Here is a 17,338-nt window from a genome sequence, read left to right on the forward strand (position 1 = left end):
AATTTTTATATGACTATTATTGTAACAGGCGGCGCAGGTTTTATCGGCGCAAATTTTATATACTTACAGTTGGAGGAACACCCTGAAGACAGAATTATTTGTCTGGACAAGCTTACATATGCCGGAAATCTTTCAACACTTGAAAAAGCAATGAAAAATCCTAATTTCAGATTTGTCAAGGCTGATATTTCTGATAAAGAATCGGTTGAAAGACTTTTTGAAGAAGAAAAACCTGATATAATTGTAAATTTTGCGGCTGAGTCTCATGTTGACCGTTCGATTGAAGATCCGGGTCTCTTTATAAAAACTAATATAATGGGAACACAAGTATTAATGGACGCCTGCCGAAAGTATGGAATTAAACGTTATCATCAGGTATCAACTGACGAGGTTTACGGTGACCTTCCTCTTGACAGACCTGATCTCTTTTTTACTGAAGAAACACCAATTCATACAAGCAGTCCGTACAGCTCGTCAAAGGCTGGCGCAGATCTTCTTGTTCTTTCATATTACAGAACTTTTGGTCTTCCTGTGTCAATTACAAGATGTTCAAATAACTATGGACCGTTTCATTTTCCTGAAAAGCTTATTCCTCTTATGATAAGCCGTGCGCTTGATGATGAAAGTCTTCCTGTTTACGGTAAGGGTGAAAATATTCGTGACTGGTTATTTGTAAAGGATCATTGTAAGGCTATTGACCTTGTTATGCGTAAAGGCAGAGTGGGTGAAGTTTATAATATCGGCGGTCACAATGAAAAGACAAATCTTGAAGTTGTTAAAATAATCTTAAAGGAACTCGGCAAACCGGAAAGTCTTATAACATATGTAACTGACCGTCCTGGACATGACATGAGATACGCTATTGACCCGACTAAGATTCATAGTGAACTGGGTTGGTTACCTGAAACTAAGTTCGAGGACGGTATAAAAAAGACAATTCAGTGGTATCTTAATAATAAAAGTTGGTGGCAGGATATTATTTCTGGTGAATACCAAAATTATTTTGATAAGATGTACAAGGAAAAAGGAAGAACATAAATGAAAGTTTTGGTTACAGGCGTAAAGGGTCAGTTGGGATTTGACGTTGTAAAGGAACTAAAAAAAAGAGGCTATGATGCTGTAGGCGTTGATATTAATGAAATGGATATTACTGATGCTGAGAAAGTTACTGAAGTAATCACTGATGTAAATCCTGATGTAGTGGTACATTGCGCCGCATGGACAGCTGTTGACGCAGCAGAGGACGAGGAGAATATTCCTAAGGTTAGAGCGATAAATGTATCAGGTACCCAAAATATTGCTGATGTATGCAAAAATATAAATTGTAAAATGATATATATATCTACAGATTATGTGTTTAACGGTCTGGGAACTGAACCTTGGCAGGCAGATTGCAGAGATTATGATCCATTATGCGTTTACGGACAGACAAAGCTTGAAGGGGAACTTGCAGTGTCGCAAACTCTTGACAAGTACTTTATTGTTAGAATAGCATGGGTTTTCGGTAAGAATGGAAATAATTTTATTAAAACAATGCTCAATGTCGGGAAAAAGTTTGATACAGTGCGTGTAGTAAATGACCAGATAGGCACACCAACTTATACCTATGATCTTGCAAGATTGCTTGTTGATATGGCTGAAACTGATAAATATGGCTATTATCATGTAACTAATGAAGGCGGTTATATAAGTTGGTATGATTTTACCTGTGAAATATTTAAACAGGTAGGATATGATACTAAGGTTGTACCTGTAACTACTGAAGAATACGGTCTTTCAAAAGCCGCAAGACCTTTTAACAGCAGACTTGATAAAAGTAAGCTGACTGAAAATGGTTTTAAACCTTTACCAGTATGGCAGGATGCACTTGAAAGATATTTAAAGGAGATAGACTTTTAATGGGACAAATTAAGGTTGAAAAAAATGTTGGAGGCATAGAAGGTCTTTGTGTTATAGAACCTGCGGTACATGGCGATAACCGCGGGTATTTTATGGAAACTTATAATCAAAAGGATATGCATGAAGCAGGTCTTGACATTGTTTTTGTACAGGATAATCAGTCATGTTCAGCAAAAGGCGTACTCAGAGGACTTCATTTTCAGAAACAGCACCCTCAGACTAAAATTGTAAGAACTATTAAGGGTAAAGTATTTGATGTTGCCGTTGATTTGCGTCTTGATTCAAATACATATGGCAAGTGGTATGGAGTGGAACTTACTGAGGAAAACAAAAAGCAATTTCTAATACCAAAGGGGTTTGCTCATGGTTTTTTGGTACTGAGTGATATTGCGGAGTTTTGTTATAAGTGTGATGATTTTTATCATCCTAATGATGAGGGCGGATTGGCATGGAATGATCCGAAGATTGGTATTGATTGGATGGAAATCGTAGGTGAATATAACGGTACGGCAAGTGCAGAAGGTTATAGTCTTTCTGATGGTACTCCGCTTAATTTGAGTGAAAAAGATCAGTTGTGGTGCGGTATTGAAGATACTTTTAAGTTTTAAAGTATATTTATTTTTATTGAGGAGAATGAATAGTGTTTGTATTCATAATATTACATTACTTAGCGGAAGATATGACTAAAGAATGCGTAAAGTATATTCAAAATCATTTGGATATGAACAGGATCAGAATTGTAATTGTTGATAACGCATCAAGTAATGGAAGCGGTGCAAGACTTAAACAATTTTATAAAGACAATAAATATTGTGATGTTATTTTAAATGATGAAAATATGGGCTTTGCAAGAGGAAATAATGTTGGATATACTTATGCTAAAGAAAAATATGATCCGGATTTTATGATTATTATGAATAATGATGTGTTAATTGATGATAAAGCTTTTTTAGATAAGATTGATACGGTATATCAGGAAAATAATTTTTATATTTTAGGTCCGGATATAATATCAAAAAGAAATAATAAACATCAGAATCCTGCTCGAAAAGAAAATGTCACTAAAGAACAAGTTGTAAAAGAAATAGAATCATTGGAAAAAGCACTAAAAAATCCTTTTATTTATTACATAATAAATAAGATAAAATCAACAATTAGAATCAGAACTAGATTAAAAAAAGTATTTGGAAAAACAGATAATAATATGTATTTAAAAAAAATGTATAATCCTGTCTTACACGGCGCATGTTATATATTTTCTCGTAGATATTTAGAACTTGAAAAAGAAGCCTTTGATTCTCGAACTTTTCTATATCATGAAGAAGAAATTTTGCACTATAATTGCATTAAAAAAAATTATTCTATGATATATGACCCAATATTAAGGGTTAATCATTTAGAAGATGTTTCAACCGATGAATCATTAAAAATTAATAAAAAAGTAAAGTTCAAAGATAATTTGAATAAAAGTAAATTTTTAAATAAACATCTTTTGGATTCTGCTAAAATTCTTTTAGATGTTATTGATAAAGGAGTATAGCAATAATGTCTGAAAACAAACTAAATATATACGTACGATTAGAGGTATTTAACCTGAGTTGTTAATAAGTGCAAAAAAATGTTTTTTGATAAATCTAAATTATGAAGAATGACATATGGCTGATGCAAAAAATTATGATGGATATTTTTAAAGAGGAGTCTTACATTTTGAAAAAATTAAAATTTGTTATTTTAACACCTAGAAACAATTCGGGCGGTGCAATAGTCAGACATAGATTATGTTCTTTGCTTAGAGATAATGGATATGACGCAAGAGTACTTTTCTCAGGTGTTTATGGTTACAGACCGGATAAAAAATTCTTGTTTTTTATGAGATGGATTAAATATATATGTAAAGATACTATAAAAATTATAGTATCTAAAATTTATCCTAATTCAGTAAAAAAATATCCGGGTCTTAAAGTATATTTAGATTATCCTGTTAAAGGGTGGAAGAGAAAATATCTGCCTTTGGTTGATAAAAATACCATTGTTATTTATCCAGAAGTTACTTATGGAAATCCCTTAAATGCCAAAAAGGTAGTAAGATGGTTTTTATATTATAATCCGCTACATGGACAAATAGATGCATATGGTAAGGATGATTTGTTTTTTTGTTATGGTGAAAAATTTAATGATAGCGATTTAAATCCGGAAAAACGAATATTACGAACGCCGTATTTTAATCTGGATTTATATAAACAAACAAATTTTGGCAAAAGAAAAGGTAAATGCTATATTATTAGAAAAGCAAAAGATAGACAACATAGAGAAGATTTACCCGAAACTTTTGATGGAATTGTTGTCGATGATTTACCTGAAAAAGAAAAAGTAAAAGTATTTAATGAATGTGAATATTGTATATGTTATGATACGTTTACGGCTTATAGCACAATAGCTTCACTTTGTGGATGTATTTCTGTTGTTATTCCGGAACCCGGGAAAACAAAAGAAGATTATATAATTCCCGGTGTTAACAACTGGGGTAAGGCTTGGAGTTTTGAACCTGAAGAAATTGAGTTTGCTAAAAATACACGTCATAAAATTTATGAAATGTATTTAAAATCTAATGCTGATTCCGAAACCAGTGCAAAAGAATTTATTAAAGTTTGCGAAAAATATTTTAATACAAATTAAGTGTATACAGATAATCAGGTGAAAAAATATGGAAAGTTCAAAAAAGAGTGTTATACTTTCGTTAATATATAAATTTTTAGAACGCTGCGGTTGTCAAGGCGTGTCGTTTATTGTACAAATTGTTCTTGCTCGACTTCTTGATCCTACAGATTATGGTGTTTTAACACTGTTGACAATATTTATTACAATATCACAAGTATTTGTGCAAAGTGGGTTTAATACGGCTTTGATACAAAGAAAAGATGTAACTGAAAAGGATTATTCATCTGTATTTTATTTAAGTCTGAGTATAGCTTTAATACTATATGTAATTTTGTTTTTTTCAGCGCCGTTTATTGCAGATTTTTACAATATGCCTCAATTAAAAAATGTATTGAGAGTTTTAGCGATTATTTTGATTCCAGGAGCTTTTAATTCTATTCAAAATGCAAAAATTGCAAAAGAAATGAAGTTCAAAGAACTGATGTATTGTACATTAGGTTCTGTAATTATATCCGGCGCAGTCGGAATAGTAATGGCTTATTTGGGTTATGGAGTATGGGCACTTGTTGGTCAGCAGCTTTCCAATCAGGTATCTATCTGCATAATAATGATGATCGTTGTAAAATGGCGTCCGATGCTTATTTTTGAAATCAAGAGAGTTAAAGTTTTGTTTTCATTTGGATGGAAACTATTATGCTCAAATCTTATGAGTAATATTTATAATGAATTGAGAAGTCTTGTTATAGGGAAAAAATATAATTCAGCTACATTGGGCTATTACAATAGAGGAAAACAATTTCCAACGCTTATCGTAAATAATATTGACGGTTCTATACAAAGTGTAATGCTGCCGGCATTATCAAAAGAACAAGATAATAAAGAACGTGTGAAATCAATGATGCGACGTTCAATTGTAACAAGTTCATTTGTTATTTTTCCATTGATGGCTGGTCTTGCAGCTGTTGCTGAACCGCTTATTTCTTTAGTACTTACTGATAAATGGCTTCCATGTGTACCTTATTTAAGAGTATATTGTTTTATTTTTGCATTTTATCCTATAAATACTGCTAATCTTCAAGCCTTAAATGCACAGGGTAGAAGCGATCAGTTTTTAAAATTGGAAATAATAAAAAAATGTTACGGTATATTAATATTATTAATAACAGTATTTTGCTTTAAAACGCCTTTAGCCATTGCTTTAGGTGGAGCAGTATCAAGTTTAATATCATGCTTTGTTAATGCATCGCCGAATAAAAAGCTTCTTAATTATAGTTATTTAGAGCAAATGAAGGATCTATTTCCATCAATGGGAATAGCTGCAATAATGGGAATTATTGTTTATGGCATATCATTTTTAGCACTTCCATCATTACTGAAGCTGATTATTCAAGTTTTACTTGGAATTATTATTTATGTAGGATTAGCTTGGATTTTTAAACTAGAATGTTTTATTTATTTAAAAAATATTATTTTAGGTTTCTTAAAGAACAGAAAGAAGGCTTAATAAATTGAAGAAGATATTGTTGCTTGGCGGTTCAGCACAGCAAGTAATTGCAATTGAAACAGCAAAGAAATTAGGTTATTATACTGTGCTTTGTGATTTTCTGACCGATAATCCAGGTCAATATGTTGCTGATAAATTTTATTTGGTGAGTACTACCGATAAAGAAACTGTTTTAAATGTAGCATTATCTGAAAAAGTAGATGGTGTTTTAGCGTATGCTTCAGATCCGGCTGCACCAACTGCAGCTTATATTTCCCAAAAAATGGGATTGCCCGGTAATCCTTATGAATCCGTTGAAATCTTATGCAACAAGGATAAGTTTAGAAATTTTTTATCTAAAAATGGATTTAATACTCCCGTTGCTAATGGTTACATGAATATTACAGATGTGTTAAACGATATTCAGAGATATAAACTTCCAGTAATTGTAAAGCCGGTGGATTCTTCGGGTAGTAAAGGAGCAACTGTTCTTTATTCGTGGGAATGTTTAAAGGATGCTGTAGAAGCAGCATTTTCTTTTTCAAGATGCAATCGTATTATTATAGAAGAATTTATTGAAAAAAAACATAAATTTCTTATCGGCGGAGATATATTTGTGTTAAATGGAAATGTGACGCTTTGGGGTTTAATGAATTGCCATCGTGATAACAAAGTAAATTCATTGGTACCAATTGGAAAGAGTTATCCGCTTGAGCTTGAAAATAGTGATATTAATAAAGTAAAAGATACTTTACAGGATCTGGTAAACAAACTCTATATAAAAGACGGCGCCATGAATGTAGAACTTATAGTTGACAAGAATGATGATGTGTGGCTTATTGATGTAGGACCGAGAAACGGCGGAAATATGATTCCTGATTTATTAGGTTATATATTTAATATAAATGTTGTTGAAATGTCCATAAAAGTTGCTATGGGTGACGCTCCGGATATAAGTAAATATAAACCGGTTCCGTTTTATGCTACTCATAATTTACATTCTGATAAAAATGGAATTTTTGATAAAATAATTTTTTCAGAAGAAGCTGAGCATTTTATTATAAAAAAATGTATTTATAAGAAAAAAGGTGATAAGGTAGAATATTTTGATAATGCTTCCAAAGCATTAGGAATAATATTTTTTAAATTTGATTCAGCTGGTTCAATGAACCGCATTCTACAAAATATAGATAATCATATCAGGATTTTATTAAAATAAAACTTTAAGTTTAAAAAGAGAGGTTATAATTATGAAAAAAATTATTGTTTTAGGTGCAACAGGAAATACTGGCGCATATTTAATTGATTATTTATTTGAAAATATAGATAAAAATGAATTTGAAATTATTGCTGCCGGCCGTAAAAAGACAAATTTTTTTGATAGATATGGTATAAAATATTTTTCTATAGATATTTCAAAAAAAGAGTCTTTAGAGATTCTTCCAAAAGACAATGTACATGCAGTAATTTTTGAAGCTGGGATATTACCGGCTTCAATGGAGGGTTATAAACCTGAACAATACCTTCAAATAAATACAATTGGCGCACTTAATGTTCTGGAATTTTGCCGTAAAAATGCTGTAGATCGTATTATTTATACACAGACAATCAGAGAAATTGGCGAGTATATTAATACGGATACAATTTTATCGCCTGATCTTCCGAGAAAATTCTCATTTAAAGGCGATCATGCCGTATACGTTATATCCAAAAATGCCGCTGTTGATCTTATTGAGCACTATTGTCAGGAGTATGGTTTAAAAAAGTTTATCTTTAGATTGCCGACCATTTATTCATATGGAAAAGGAGATATATTTTACGTAGACGGAAAACCAAGAAAAAAAGCATATAGATTATTTATGGAAAAAGCTATGAAGGGTGAACCTATAGAATTGTGGGGGGATCCTGAAAAGTCTCATGATGTCGTTTATGTAAAGGATTTTTGTCAAATGTTGTATAAGGCAATAACTGCAGATTGTAAAGGCGGCATATACCATGTCGGAACAGGCATACCAGTTACTTTACAAGAACAAATTGAAGGTATTATTGAAGTATTTTCTCCCAAGGATAATAAGTCGGAGATAATATATTGTCCGGAAAAGCCAAATGCACGTACTTATCACATGGATATAACCAAAGCAGTTGACGATTTGGATTATAAACCAATTTACAGTTATATTGATTACTTGAAAGATTTTAAAAAAGAAATGGAGCTAAATAGGTTTTCCGATTTATATAAATAGAATTTTTACGGAGAATATATAATGAGAATAATTATCAATGCAGACGATTTTGGCAGAGAAGATTCAAGAAATACTGCTATAAATTACTCTATGATTAACGGATATTGCTCACAGGCTTCAATAATGGTAAATATGAATGATTTTACAGATGAAGCCGTAAAATTATCAAAAGATAACGGTTATCAAGATAAAGTTTGTCTTCATTTAAACTTGACATTAGGAAAACCTTTATCAAAAAAAATAACAGGAACATCATTATGTGATAAAAATGGCTTTTTTAAGTTTAATTGTGTAAATGAAGTGCTAAAAACATTAAAACATAATATGCGGTTAAAAGATATTTTAGCCATAAGAGAAGAATGTGAGGCACAGATAAAGAAATATTTGGATTACGGTTTTACGCAAAAGCATATTGATTCTCACAATTGGATTCATCTTCATTTACCTGTATGGATCGCATTGCATCCATTATTAAAAAAATATAAGTTTCGCAGTATAAGGCCAATACGGCCAAACTTAATGAAAACAGGACGAAAAAAACTAAGAATTTATTATAATATAATGAATTTTATTTTTAAATTAAGTAAATATCATGTTAATAATTATTCCAGCAATTGTGAAGAATTTATTGACTGTAATAAATCGGATAATGATGTATATGAAATATTTACCCATCCTAAAATTGTAAATGGAATATTATTGGATTGTTCTGATTCATATAAAGGAAATGCTTATAAAGAAATGAATGAAGTATATAATGAATTGCTAAAGTATGGAACAATTTTAAGGTATGATTGCTTTAAATAAAAGGAGAATGCTATGTCTATACTAGTAACCCGTTCCTCAATGCCGTCATATGAGGAATATTGTAAAGAAATAAAAGAATTATGGGAAAGTCACTGGCTTACAAATATGGGAGTTAAACATAAGCAACTTCAGGCAGAACTGATAAAGTATTTGGATGTTGATAAAATAGATCTATTTACAAATGGTCATATGGCATTGGAACTTTCCATGCAGGCAATGAATTTGCAGGGAGAAGTAATTACAACACCATTTACATTTGCATCAACAACGCATGCTATAGTTAGAAACGGTCTTGAGCCAGTATTTTGTGATGTTAATGCTGAAGATTTTACAATTGATGTTACAAAAATTGAAGATTTGATTACCGATAAAACTTGTGCTATAGTTCCTGTTCATGTTTATGGAAACATATGTAAAATAGAAGAAATTGAGCATATTGCTGATAAATATGGTTTAAAAGTTATCTATGACGCTGCACATACTTTTGGAGTAAAATATAAAGGTAAAGGTATTGGTTCATTTGGCAATGCTTCATGTTTTAGTTTCCATGCTACAAAAGTTTTTAATAGTATAGAAGGCGGGGCCGTATGCTTTAAAGATAAAGAATTTGGTCTTAATCTTTATCGCTTAAAAAATTTTGGCATCAGGGGTCCTGAAACTGTTGACGGTGTTGGTGCAAATGCTAAAATGAATGAATTTTGTGCAGCTATGGGGTTATGCAATCTGAGAAATATTGATAGTGAAATCGCTAAAAGAAAAGCTGTTGTTAAACGCTATAGGAGTCATCTTGAATGTGTAGACGGTTTACAGCTTAGTCCTGTTCAGAAGGATGTACAGTCCAATTATGCATATTTTCCGGTTGTGTTTGATGAAAAGGTATTTGGGGTTAGCAGAAATGAAGTATTTGATGCATTAGCAGAAAATGGTATTGGCGCAAGAAAATATTTCTATCCTCTGACAAATACGTTTGATTGCTTTCATGGTAAGTATGACGCATCACTTACTCCTGTTGCTTTACATATAAGTAAAAGAGTTCTTACTCTTCCACTTTATGCGGATTTGAGCATGGAAGATGTAGATAAAATTTGTGAAGTTATTTTGAAGTTAAAGAAAAAATAAATTTATCAGTATAAAAATTATTTTATTTCAGCTTGACTTTAAAAAGAAATTATGATATAATTTTATTGTAATTTAATATTAAGAAAACGACACATGTTGTACCTTTTGGTATGTAAATCTGATTACGGAACTAAGTCCAATTCAGATTTATTTAGGTATAATGTGTGTTTTTTGTTTTTTTAAACAGAAAAGGAGAATTTTTTATGCCAAGAAATTTATTTCAGAGAACTATATTTGCACTTATGACAGTTATTGTAACTGTACATGCCTATGTATTTTACAGTTTATATGTAATTAATGGCAGCATTCTTATGGAAAGCACCGGAGCAACGGATGTGATCAATGCAATAAATACACAAGGCGGAGTTTATATGTTCGGGCAATTTGTGCCAATATGGACTGTTGTTATTATTGAATTTTGTTTTGCCTTTTTACTTGAACTTGTGATGGGAAGTCCATGTTCGTTTAAGCTTGTTATAAAAATATTTGATCCTCAGAAAACTAAGCCTGTACTTTTTGAAACTGCAATTATAAGTGCTACCGTTTCATTGATGTGTCCGGCAATGAGCTTTGTTGCTGCATGGCTGTATTATCCATATTATGATGGTTTTAATATAATCACTTTACTGGCTAATTGGATAAAATTAGTATGCTATAATTTTCCGTTTGCTTTATTTTCACAGCTTTTCTTTATTCAGCCGTTTATACGAAAATTATTTAAATTGTTATTTAGAAAAGATATAGCTAAAAGACAATTACAGTATACATAATATGTAAATTTTATTTTTGCATACCGTAATTTAAAAATTTATTTTTTTAATCCCTTGATTGCTGTTATAAAAAATGATATAATTATTTTATATAAAAAGAAAAATGTAGAACAGTAATAAGGGAGGATAACTTGAAAAAAATATTTTCAGTTTTATTAGCATTGTTTTTAGCGTCATCATCTATACTTTTAGGAGGATGTTCAGAGACACAATCAGATGGTGCCGATTATATATTTGATTATGCAATGGTAGGAAATCCGGAAAGTCTTGATCCTCAATATGCTTCAGATACAAGTTCTATGACAGTTATTGGTAATCTATTTACAGGTCTTGTTACTATGGACGACAACGGAATTTTGTCAAATGGAGTTGCTGAAGATTATTCTATATCCGATGACGGACTTACTTATACATTCAAAATTCGCAAAGACTGTTATTGGTTTTATGACGAAAACGAAAATGAATCAGTAGATGAAAATGAGTATTTTCCTGTAACCGCTCATGATTTTGTTTTTGCATTTCAGAGAATTTTTAATCCGGAAACATGTTCGCCGCATAGAGAAACATTTTTGTGTCTGAAAAATGCAGAGAGTATTATTAAAAACTCGGCTGATTATAATTCCATTGGAGTTACAGCAGCAAGCGATACTGAACTTGTTTTTGAACTGGATTATCCAAGCGCCGGATTTCTTAGTTCACTGGCAAGCTCAGCGGCAATGCCCTGCAACAAAGAATTTTTTTACAATACAAAAGGGCGCTATGGTCTTGATGATAAATCTATAATATCAAATGGAGCATTCTTTATAAGACAATGGTTCTATGATCCTTATGGACATGATAATTTTGTTTATATGCAACGTAATTTGGCAAATAATAAGTATGACAAAATTTATCCAACGTCACTTAATTTTTATATAAAAGATACTTATGAAGAATCTGAAAATAGCTTTGCAGACAACGAATCAGATGTATTGCTTTCATTTATGTATAATAAAAATAAATATAAAAATTGTAATGTAAATAAATATGAAAATTATACATTAGGAATAATTATAAATCCTGAAAATCCAAGATACAATAATCCCAATATACGAAAAGCTTTAGCTTATGGTATTGATAAGTCAAGCTTTGAAGGACAGCTTTCTGACGATCTGAAAACTGCCTACGGAATAATTCCTCCGGGTGTTTCATTTCTTAATAAAAGTTATCGTGAATTAAATTCTGAAAAGGTTGCTTCAGTTTCATTTGATGGTTCAAATATTGATTATAACCCTGAGCTTGCTGTTTCCTACTATGAACAGGGAATGGATATTATGAATTTACAATCTTTAGAAAATATAAAGATACTTGTTCCTGAAAACTTGATGGATACTGATTATCTTCATTTGGTAACACAAAGTTGGCAGACTTTATTTGGTTTTTATATAGGTATTGAGGAAGTAGCAGAAGATGAATATTATCAACGAATTAAAGAAAAAGACTATATCATGGCTATATATCCTATGACGAGTAATTTTAATAGTCCTGTTTCTTTTTTAGAAAATTTTATGTCTAGATCTAATGATATTGGTTATTCTAATTCTGAGCTTGATAGTCTGATAAACGAACTGAGAAATTTGGATAATTATAATAATGGAATTGAAAAATATTTAGAAGCTGAAAAAATTATACTCAATGATTTTAACTTTATACCGATTTTTTATAAATCTGAGTATGAAATAATGAGTTCTGGAAATAATGATATTTTATATGATCCATTTACAAAACAGCTATTCTTCAGAAAAGCCAAATATGTTGAGTAAAATGGCGTTAGTTTAATTATTAATCATAATTGCTTGCTGTAAATATAAAAAATTGTACTTATTTTTTGATAAACTTGTTGCATATTGTTAATTGAATTATTTCCTTTTTAGTGATAAAATAATATTGTTAATTATTAAGAAGGAGAAATTATTATGAAAATTAAAAGAATACTTGCGATTGTATGTTCAGCCGCAATGCTTGCATGCCTTTCAGCTTGTAACGACTCATCAGATGATGACAGTAAAAAGGAAACAACTGAAGAAACAACCGAGGTAGTAACAGAAGCTGATATTGAATCAGATTCAGAATCCGCTGCTGATAGTGACATTGATGCTGATTCGGATTCTGATTTTGATTTAAATAGCGAAGATCCTCAGGAATTAATTTTAAATATTCTGCAAATGGGATTTGAATCTTCCTTTGGTGAAAATATGTTGGTAGATTATGAAGAAGATACTCAGAATTATGTGGTTTCTATCTGGCAGGACGGATTAGCTGCAAATTTGGCAAATGAAGCAGCGGCAGACGCTTGGAATACTATGATTGATACTCTTGTTTCAGCAGTTGGTCAGATGACTGATCCAATTCGTCAGATTGATTCAACAGCAAATATAACTCTTAATATTTTAAGTGATGAAAATCAAGATGATGTTCTGCTGACAATTTATAATGGTGAAGTAACATTTAATGCAGCTGAATAATATATTTATCTGATGCTCCGGAAATATTACCGGAGCATTATAATTATATTATAAAATCAGAGGTTAAATTTTTCTATCCATAAATTATTACAATTATTAATCAAAATTTAATCAAATTGTAATATTTTCAAAAAAAGTTGAATAAAATAAGAAATATATGCCAATATATAAATTATCGGAGGCGATTCTTATTTTATTTGCTTATAATTTTTGTTTGGGAATTCTTTCATCAATGATGGTGATTTCTCCAAGTACTAAACCAGAAGGAATACAATATTATCCGGGAATGCATGGAAATCAAGAAATAATACACGAGGTTAATATTGAGGATGAAGAAATTGAAAATTTAGAAAATAACGAAATTGAAGAAGTTATCGAACCTATCGACGATACTACTGAGTGTGACGAATATGATGAAAATGATCAGTTTGAATCTGAGGAAACTTATGACAACACAGAGTATGATGACGGATTATTTTATGAAGGATTTGACAGTTCATTCAAGGCATATATGGACTATCGTTGTATTACTGATACTTCATCAGTTCAATATGAAATGCAGCAGCAGGCCTATACTGATGAAAGAGGATTCAGAAGAATAGGAGATGATTACTGTGTGGCTCTTGGAACTGGTATAACTGATGGATGCGGTGAAAGATTTCTTATAACTTTAGACAGCGGTTACAGTTTTACAGCAATAGTTGCAGATGTAAAATCAGATGCGCATACTGATGCTACTAATTGTTATGTTCCAAGAGGCGATAATTCCGGTAACGTAGTTGAATTTATTATCGATACTGATTGTGCTGAAAGCAGTATGCTTTCAAGCGGAAATGCCGGTTATTATGACGACCTTAGCGGAAATATTATTTCTGTAGGAAGTATATAAAATATTATCATAATTAAACGCCATGTAATTGATTTACATGGCGTTTAATGTTTTTATTCCATTTCATGTTTACTGATAATAGTTCGTACAGTGCTGTAAAGATAAGGCTTTAAAATTTCAAGCTCAACAGGTTCATTATAAAGAATAGATGAGTAAATGGTAGAGCTTACTAGTTCAACTATCATAAAAAGCATAATTTCCGGATCCTTTAATTTCTTAGGAGAAGCATTTATCATGGTTTCATAAACAATTTTAAAATTATAATCATCTTCATTTTCCGGAGATATTAAAGCATTTTTAAATATTCCCCAACTAAGATTTTTTGATATAAATGTTAGAAGGGATTTATTATCGTTTAATTGATTTATTATATTATCGATTATAAAAATTATTTCATCTTCAAAGCTTAATTCAGTATGTTTGTTCATTTCTTCAATTGCTGTTTTAAATAACTGACTGGACTTATGAGAAATCAACTTGTTTTTAATATCATATTTATCTTTGAAGTAAAGGTAAAACGTACCCTTGGCAACGCCTGCTTTTTTTACTATTTCAGATATGGACGTTTGACTAACGCCTTTTGTTGTAAACATATTAAAAGCAGTGTTTAATAACGATTCACGTTTTTTCTTTTTATTTATATCCAATTTTCCCATAGAAAGACATCCTTTTTCCTTATTTATATTAATTATATTATAACTTTGATAAAATGTCAATTTAACAAAATGACCAATAGTCATTATTTTGGAAAAGCTGTGATTGTGCAAGACTACAAAATAATGACTGCTGGTCATTATTTTGAGATTCTTCTATTGACTTTATAATCTGACCGTATTATAATATTATTACTAAATGACCAATGGTCATATTTGAAAGGAGCGGTATTGTGGTTAAATTTGGAAAATGGATTGCAAAGCATAGAATACTTATTATCATTATAGGTATTATTTTATTAATACCTTCTGCAATCGGTTTTATAACAACAAGAGTTAACTATGATATTTTGTCTTATCTGCCTAAAGATATTGAAACCATGAAGGGACAGGACATACTTATGGAGGATTTTGGAAAAGGTGGATTTTCCATGGTTATGATAGAAGGTATGTCCGATAAAGATGTTGTGGAAACCAAAAAGAAGATCGAGGCAGTAGATCACGTTGCCGATGTAGTATGGTATGATACAATTGCTGATATAAGCATACCGAAGGAAATACTTCCGGATAATCTTTATGATTTTTTTAATTCTGAAGATTCTACACTTATGGCGGTATTTTTTGACGATGCGTCATCGGGCGACGGAACAATGGCAGCTGTTGAAGAAATACGTAAAATTGCCGGAAATCAGTGTTTTGTCAGCGGAATGTCAGCAGTTGTTACAGATATAAAAAACCTTTCCAACGAGGAATCTGTAATGTATGTTGTAATTGCTGTTTTGCTGGTAAGTATAGTTCTGGCAATTACAATGGACTCATTTTTAATACCCGTTTTCTTTATGCTTAGTATAGGAATGGCTATTATTTATAATTTAGGTACAAATTTCTTTCTGGGCGAGATTTCATTTATTACCAAATCGTTAAGCGCAGTACTTCAACTAGGCGTTACCATGGATTTTTCAATTTTTCTGTGGCATAGTTATCAGGAGAATCAGAAGAGATTTCCTGGTGATAAAGAACGTGCGATGGGGCATGCAATTTCAAATACAATTTCTTCGGTTGTGGGAAGTTCACTTACAACTGTAGCCGGATTCCTTGCAATGTGTTTTATGAGCTTTACACTTGGATTGGATTTGGGTATTGTTATGGCAAAAGGAGTCGTATTCGGAGTTATAAGCTGCGTTACTATACTTCCTTCATTTATTCTTACTTTTGATAAAGCAATCGAAAAAACAAGGCACAGAGATATTATTCCTTCTTTAGATAAAATAGCTACATTAATAGTAAAACGCTGGTGGGTTTTCCTTATAATTTTTGCAGTAGCTTTAGCGCCAGCAATTTATGGTTACACACACTACAATGTTTATTATAACTTTGATACGATGCTTCCTGAAGATACAGACAGTATAGTAGCAAATACAAAGCTATCTGAAGAATTTAATATGAATTCAACTCACATGCTTTTAGTTGATTCTGATATGAAGTCCAAAGATGTAAATAAAATGCTGAGTGAAATGAAGAATATTGACGGTATAAGCTTTGCGCTTGGAATGGATACGCTTGTAGGATCTGCAATTCCTCAGGATGTAATTCCTGATTCTATAAAATCTATGCTAAAAAGTGATGACTGGCAGCTTATGCTGATTGGTTCTGAATATAAAACAGCATCTGATGAGGTAAACAATCAGATACAAGAATTAAATAACATAGTAAAAAAATATGATAAGGACGGTATGCTTATTGGTGAAGCTCCCGCTACTAAAGATCTAATTAAAATTATGGATCATGATTTTAATGTCGTAAGTGCTGCTTCAATTGGCGTTATATTTATTTTAATTGCATTGGTTTTAAAATCTATTTCACTTCCAGTTATATTGGTCGCAGTAATAGAATTTGCAATTTTTGTAAATATGGGTATTCCGGCATATACTGGTACTGTATTACCGTTTATTGCATCTATAGTAATCGGAACGATTCAATTAGGAGCTACTGTAGACTATGCAATTTTAATGACCACAAGATACAAGAAGGAAAGGTCAAGAGGCAAGGACAAAAAAGAAGCAGTTTACATCGCACTTTCAACATCTATGAAATCAATTATCGTCAGTGCATTAGGATTCTTTGCTGCAACGATCGGAGTGGGTTTATATTCAAAAATGGATATGATTTCTTCCCTTTGTATATTAATGTCCAGAGGTGCAATTATTAGTATGTTTACAGTAATTTTAGTTTTACCGTCAATGTTTATGTTATTTGATAAACTTATATGTAAAACATCAATGGGATTTAAGCCTAAAAAATCATAAGGAGGTA

The 17,338-nt window shown here is 31.3% G+C and carries 16 protein-coding genes; 15 read left to right on the plus strand and 1 reads right to left on the minus strand.

All coding sequences use genetic code 11. The features are described from left to right. Positions 1 to 9 precede the first annotated feature (9 nt). The 14 genes from rfbB to OCV67_RS01195 all read left to right on the plus strand — a co-directional run bounded on the left by rfbB (position 10) and on the right by OCV67_RS01195 (position 14,372). Positions 10 to 1,038 (plus strand): dTDP-glucose 4,6-dehydratase, encoded by a 1,029-nt coding sequence (gene rfbB / locus OCV67_RS01130; protein WP_147642012.1) that lies wholly within the window; start codon positions 10 to 12, stop codon positions 1,036 to 1,038. Then, positions 1,039 to 1,899, plus strand: a complete 861-nt coding sequence (gene rfbD, locus OCV67_RS01135; RefSeq protein WP_147642013.1) for a dTDP-4-dehydrorhamnose reductase — start codon at positions 1,039 to 1,041, stop codon at positions 1,897 to 1,899. Then, complete coding sequence (rfbC, locus tag OCV67_RS01140) at positions 1,899 to 2,507, plus strand: dTDP-4-dehydrorhamnose 3,5-epimerase (protein ID WP_147642014.1); 609 nt, start codon at positions 1,899 to 1,901, stop codon at positions 2,505 to 2,507. Before rfbD ends, rfbC begins: the two co-directional genes overlap by 1 nt. A gap of 32 nt (positions 2,508 to 2,539) precedes the next feature. Beyond that, a complete protein-coding gene (locus OCV67_RS01145; RefSeq protein WP_147642015.1) occupies positions 2,540 to 3,439 on the plus strand; it encodes a glycosyltransferase in 900 nt (299 codons plus the stop codon). A 167-nt stretch (positions 3,440 to 3,606) separates the two neighbouring features. Next, positions 3,607 to 4,575 carry a hypothetical protein gene (locus OCV67_RS01150; RefSeq protein ID WP_147642016.1) on the plus strand — a complete coding sequence of 323 codons (969 nt, stop codon included), beginning with the start codon at positions 3,607 to 3,609 and terminating at the stop codon, positions 4,573 to 4,575. A gap of 28 nt (positions 4,576 to 4,603) precedes the next feature. Further along, a complete protein-coding gene (locus OCV67_RS01155) occupies positions 4,604 to 6,061 on the plus strand; it encodes a lipopolysaccharide biosynthesis protein (RefSeq protein ID WP_147642017.1) in 1,458 nt (485 codons plus the stop codon). Positions 6,062 to 6,065: 4 nt separating this feature from the next. After that, positions 6,066 to 7,259, plus strand: coding sequence for an ATP-grasp domain-containing protein (locus OCV67_RS01160; protein ID WP_147642018.1), 1,194 nt, complete (start codon positions 6,066 to 6,068; stop codon positions 7,257 to 7,259). A gap of 31 nt (positions 7,260 to 7,290) precedes the next feature. Then, positions 7,291 to 8,283, plus strand: a complete 993-nt coding sequence (locus OCV67_RS01165) for an NAD-dependent epimerase/dehydratase family protein (RefSeq protein WP_147642019.1) — start codon at positions 7,291 to 7,293, stop codon at positions 8,281 to 8,283. 21 nt (positions 8,284 to 8,304) lie between these two features. After that, positions 8,305 to 9,090, plus strand: a complete 786-nt coding sequence (locus OCV67_RS01170) for a ChbG/HpnK family deacetylase (protein ID WP_147642020.1) — start codon at positions 8,305 to 8,307, stop codon at positions 9,088 to 9,090. A gap of 12 nt (positions 9,091 to 9,102) precedes the next feature. Then, positions 9,103 to 10,209 (plus strand): DegT/DnrJ/EryC1/StrS family aminotransferase, encoded by a 1,107-nt coding sequence (locus OCV67_RS01175; RefSeq protein ID WP_147642021.1) that lies wholly within the window; start codon positions 9,103 to 9,105, stop codon positions 10,207 to 10,209. A gap of 203 nt (positions 10,210 to 10,412) precedes the next feature. After that, on the plus strand, positions 10,413 to 10,979 hold the full coding sequence (locus OCV67_RS01180) for a hypothetical protein (protein WP_147642022.1): 567 nt from the start codon (positions 10,413 to 10,415) through the stop codon (positions 10,977 to 10,979). Between the two features lie 131 nt (positions 10,980 to 11,110). Beyond that, a complete protein-coding gene (locus tag OCV67_RS01185; RefSeq protein ID WP_147642023.1) occupies positions 11,111 to 12,781 on the plus strand; it encodes a peptide ABC transporter substrate-binding protein in 1,671 nt (556 codons plus the stop codon). A gap of 153 nt (positions 12,782 to 12,934) precedes the next feature. Beyond that, complete coding sequence (locus OCV67_RS01190; protein ID WP_147642024.1) at positions 12,935 to 13,483, plus strand: hypothetical protein; 549 nt, start codon at positions 12,935 to 12,937, stop codon at positions 13,481 to 13,483. A 157-nt stretch (positions 13,484 to 13,640) separates the two neighbouring features. Then, positions 13,641 to 14,372, plus strand: coding sequence for a hypothetical protein (locus OCV67_RS01195; RefSeq protein WP_147642025.1), 732 nt, complete (start codon positions 13,641 to 13,643; stop codon positions 14,370 to 14,372). A 53-nt stretch (positions 14,373 to 14,425) separates the two neighbouring features. On the opposite strand, the gene OCV67_RS01200 is transcribed toward OCV67_RS01195, so the two are convergent. Further along, positions 14,426 to 15,028 carry a TetR/AcrR family transcriptional regulator gene (locus tag OCV67_RS01200; protein ID WP_147642026.1) on the minus strand — a complete coding sequence of 201 codons (603 nt, stop codon included), beginning with the start codon at positions 15,026 to 15,028 and terminating at the stop codon, positions 14,426 to 14,428. A gap of 230 nt (positions 15,029 to 15,258) precedes the next feature. On the opposite strand from OCV67_RS01200, the gene OCV67_RS01205 reads away from it, so the two are divergent. Then, on the plus strand, positions 15,259 to 17,331 hold the full coding sequence (locus OCV67_RS01205; RefSeq protein ID WP_147642027.1) for an efflux RND transporter permease subunit: 2,073 nt from the start codon (positions 15,259 to 15,261) through the stop codon (positions 17,329 to 17,331). Positions 17,332 to 17,338 lie beyond the last annotated feature (7 nt).

It is taken from the genome of Porcipelethomonas ammoniilytica (assembly GCF_025567485.1).
Classification (GTDB): Bacteria; Bacillota; Clostridia; order Oscillospirales; family Ruminococcaceae; genus Porcipelethomonas; species Porcipelethomonas ammoniilytica.

Excerpts from the sequence above, each read along its gene's own strand:
- rfbB (WP_147642012.1), top strand. The coding sequence starts at position 10 with ATGACTATTATTGTAACAGGCGGCGCAGGTTTTATCGGCGCAAATTTT.
- rfbD (WP_147642013.1), top strand. The coding sequence starts at position 1,039 with ATGAAAGTTTTGGTTACAGGCGTAAAGGGTCAGTTGGGATTTGACGTT.
- rfbC (WP_147642014.1), top strand. The coding sequence starts at position 1,899 with ATGGGACAAATTAAGGTTGAAAAAAATGTTGGAGGCATAGAAGGTCTT.
- OCV67_RS01155 (WP_147642017.1), top strand. The coding sequence starts at position 4,604 with ATGGAAAGTTCAAAAAAGAGTGTTATACTTTCGTTAATATATAAATTT.
- OCV67_RS01165 (WP_147642019.1), top strand. The coding sequence starts at position 7,291 with ATGAAAAAAATTATTGTTTTAGGTGCAACAGGAAATACTGGCGCATAT.
- OCV67_RS01170 (WP_147642020.1), top strand. The coding sequence starts at position 8,305 with ATGAGAATAATTATCAATGCAGACGATTTTGGCAGAGAAGATTCAAGA.
- OCV67_RS01175 (WP_147642021.1), top strand. The coding sequence starts at position 9,103 with ATGTCTATACTAGTAACCCGTTCCTCAATGCCGTCATATGAGGAATAT.
- OCV67_RS01180 (WP_147642022.1), top strand. The coding sequence starts at position 10,413 with ATGCCAAGAAATTTATTTCAGAGAACTATATTTGCACTTATGACAGTT.
- OCV67_RS01190 (WP_147642024.1), top strand. The coding sequence starts at position 12,935 with ATGAAAATTAAAAGAATACTTGCGATTGTATGTTCAGCCGCAATGCTT.
- OCV67_RS01195 (WP_147642025.1), top strand. The coding sequence starts at position 13,641 with ATGCCAATATATAAATTATCGGAGGCGATTCTTATTTTATTTGCTTAT.
- OCV67_RS01200 (WP_147642026.1), bottom strand. The coding sequence starts at position 15,028 with ATGGGAAAATTGGATATAAATAAAAAGAAAAAACGTGAATCGTTATTA.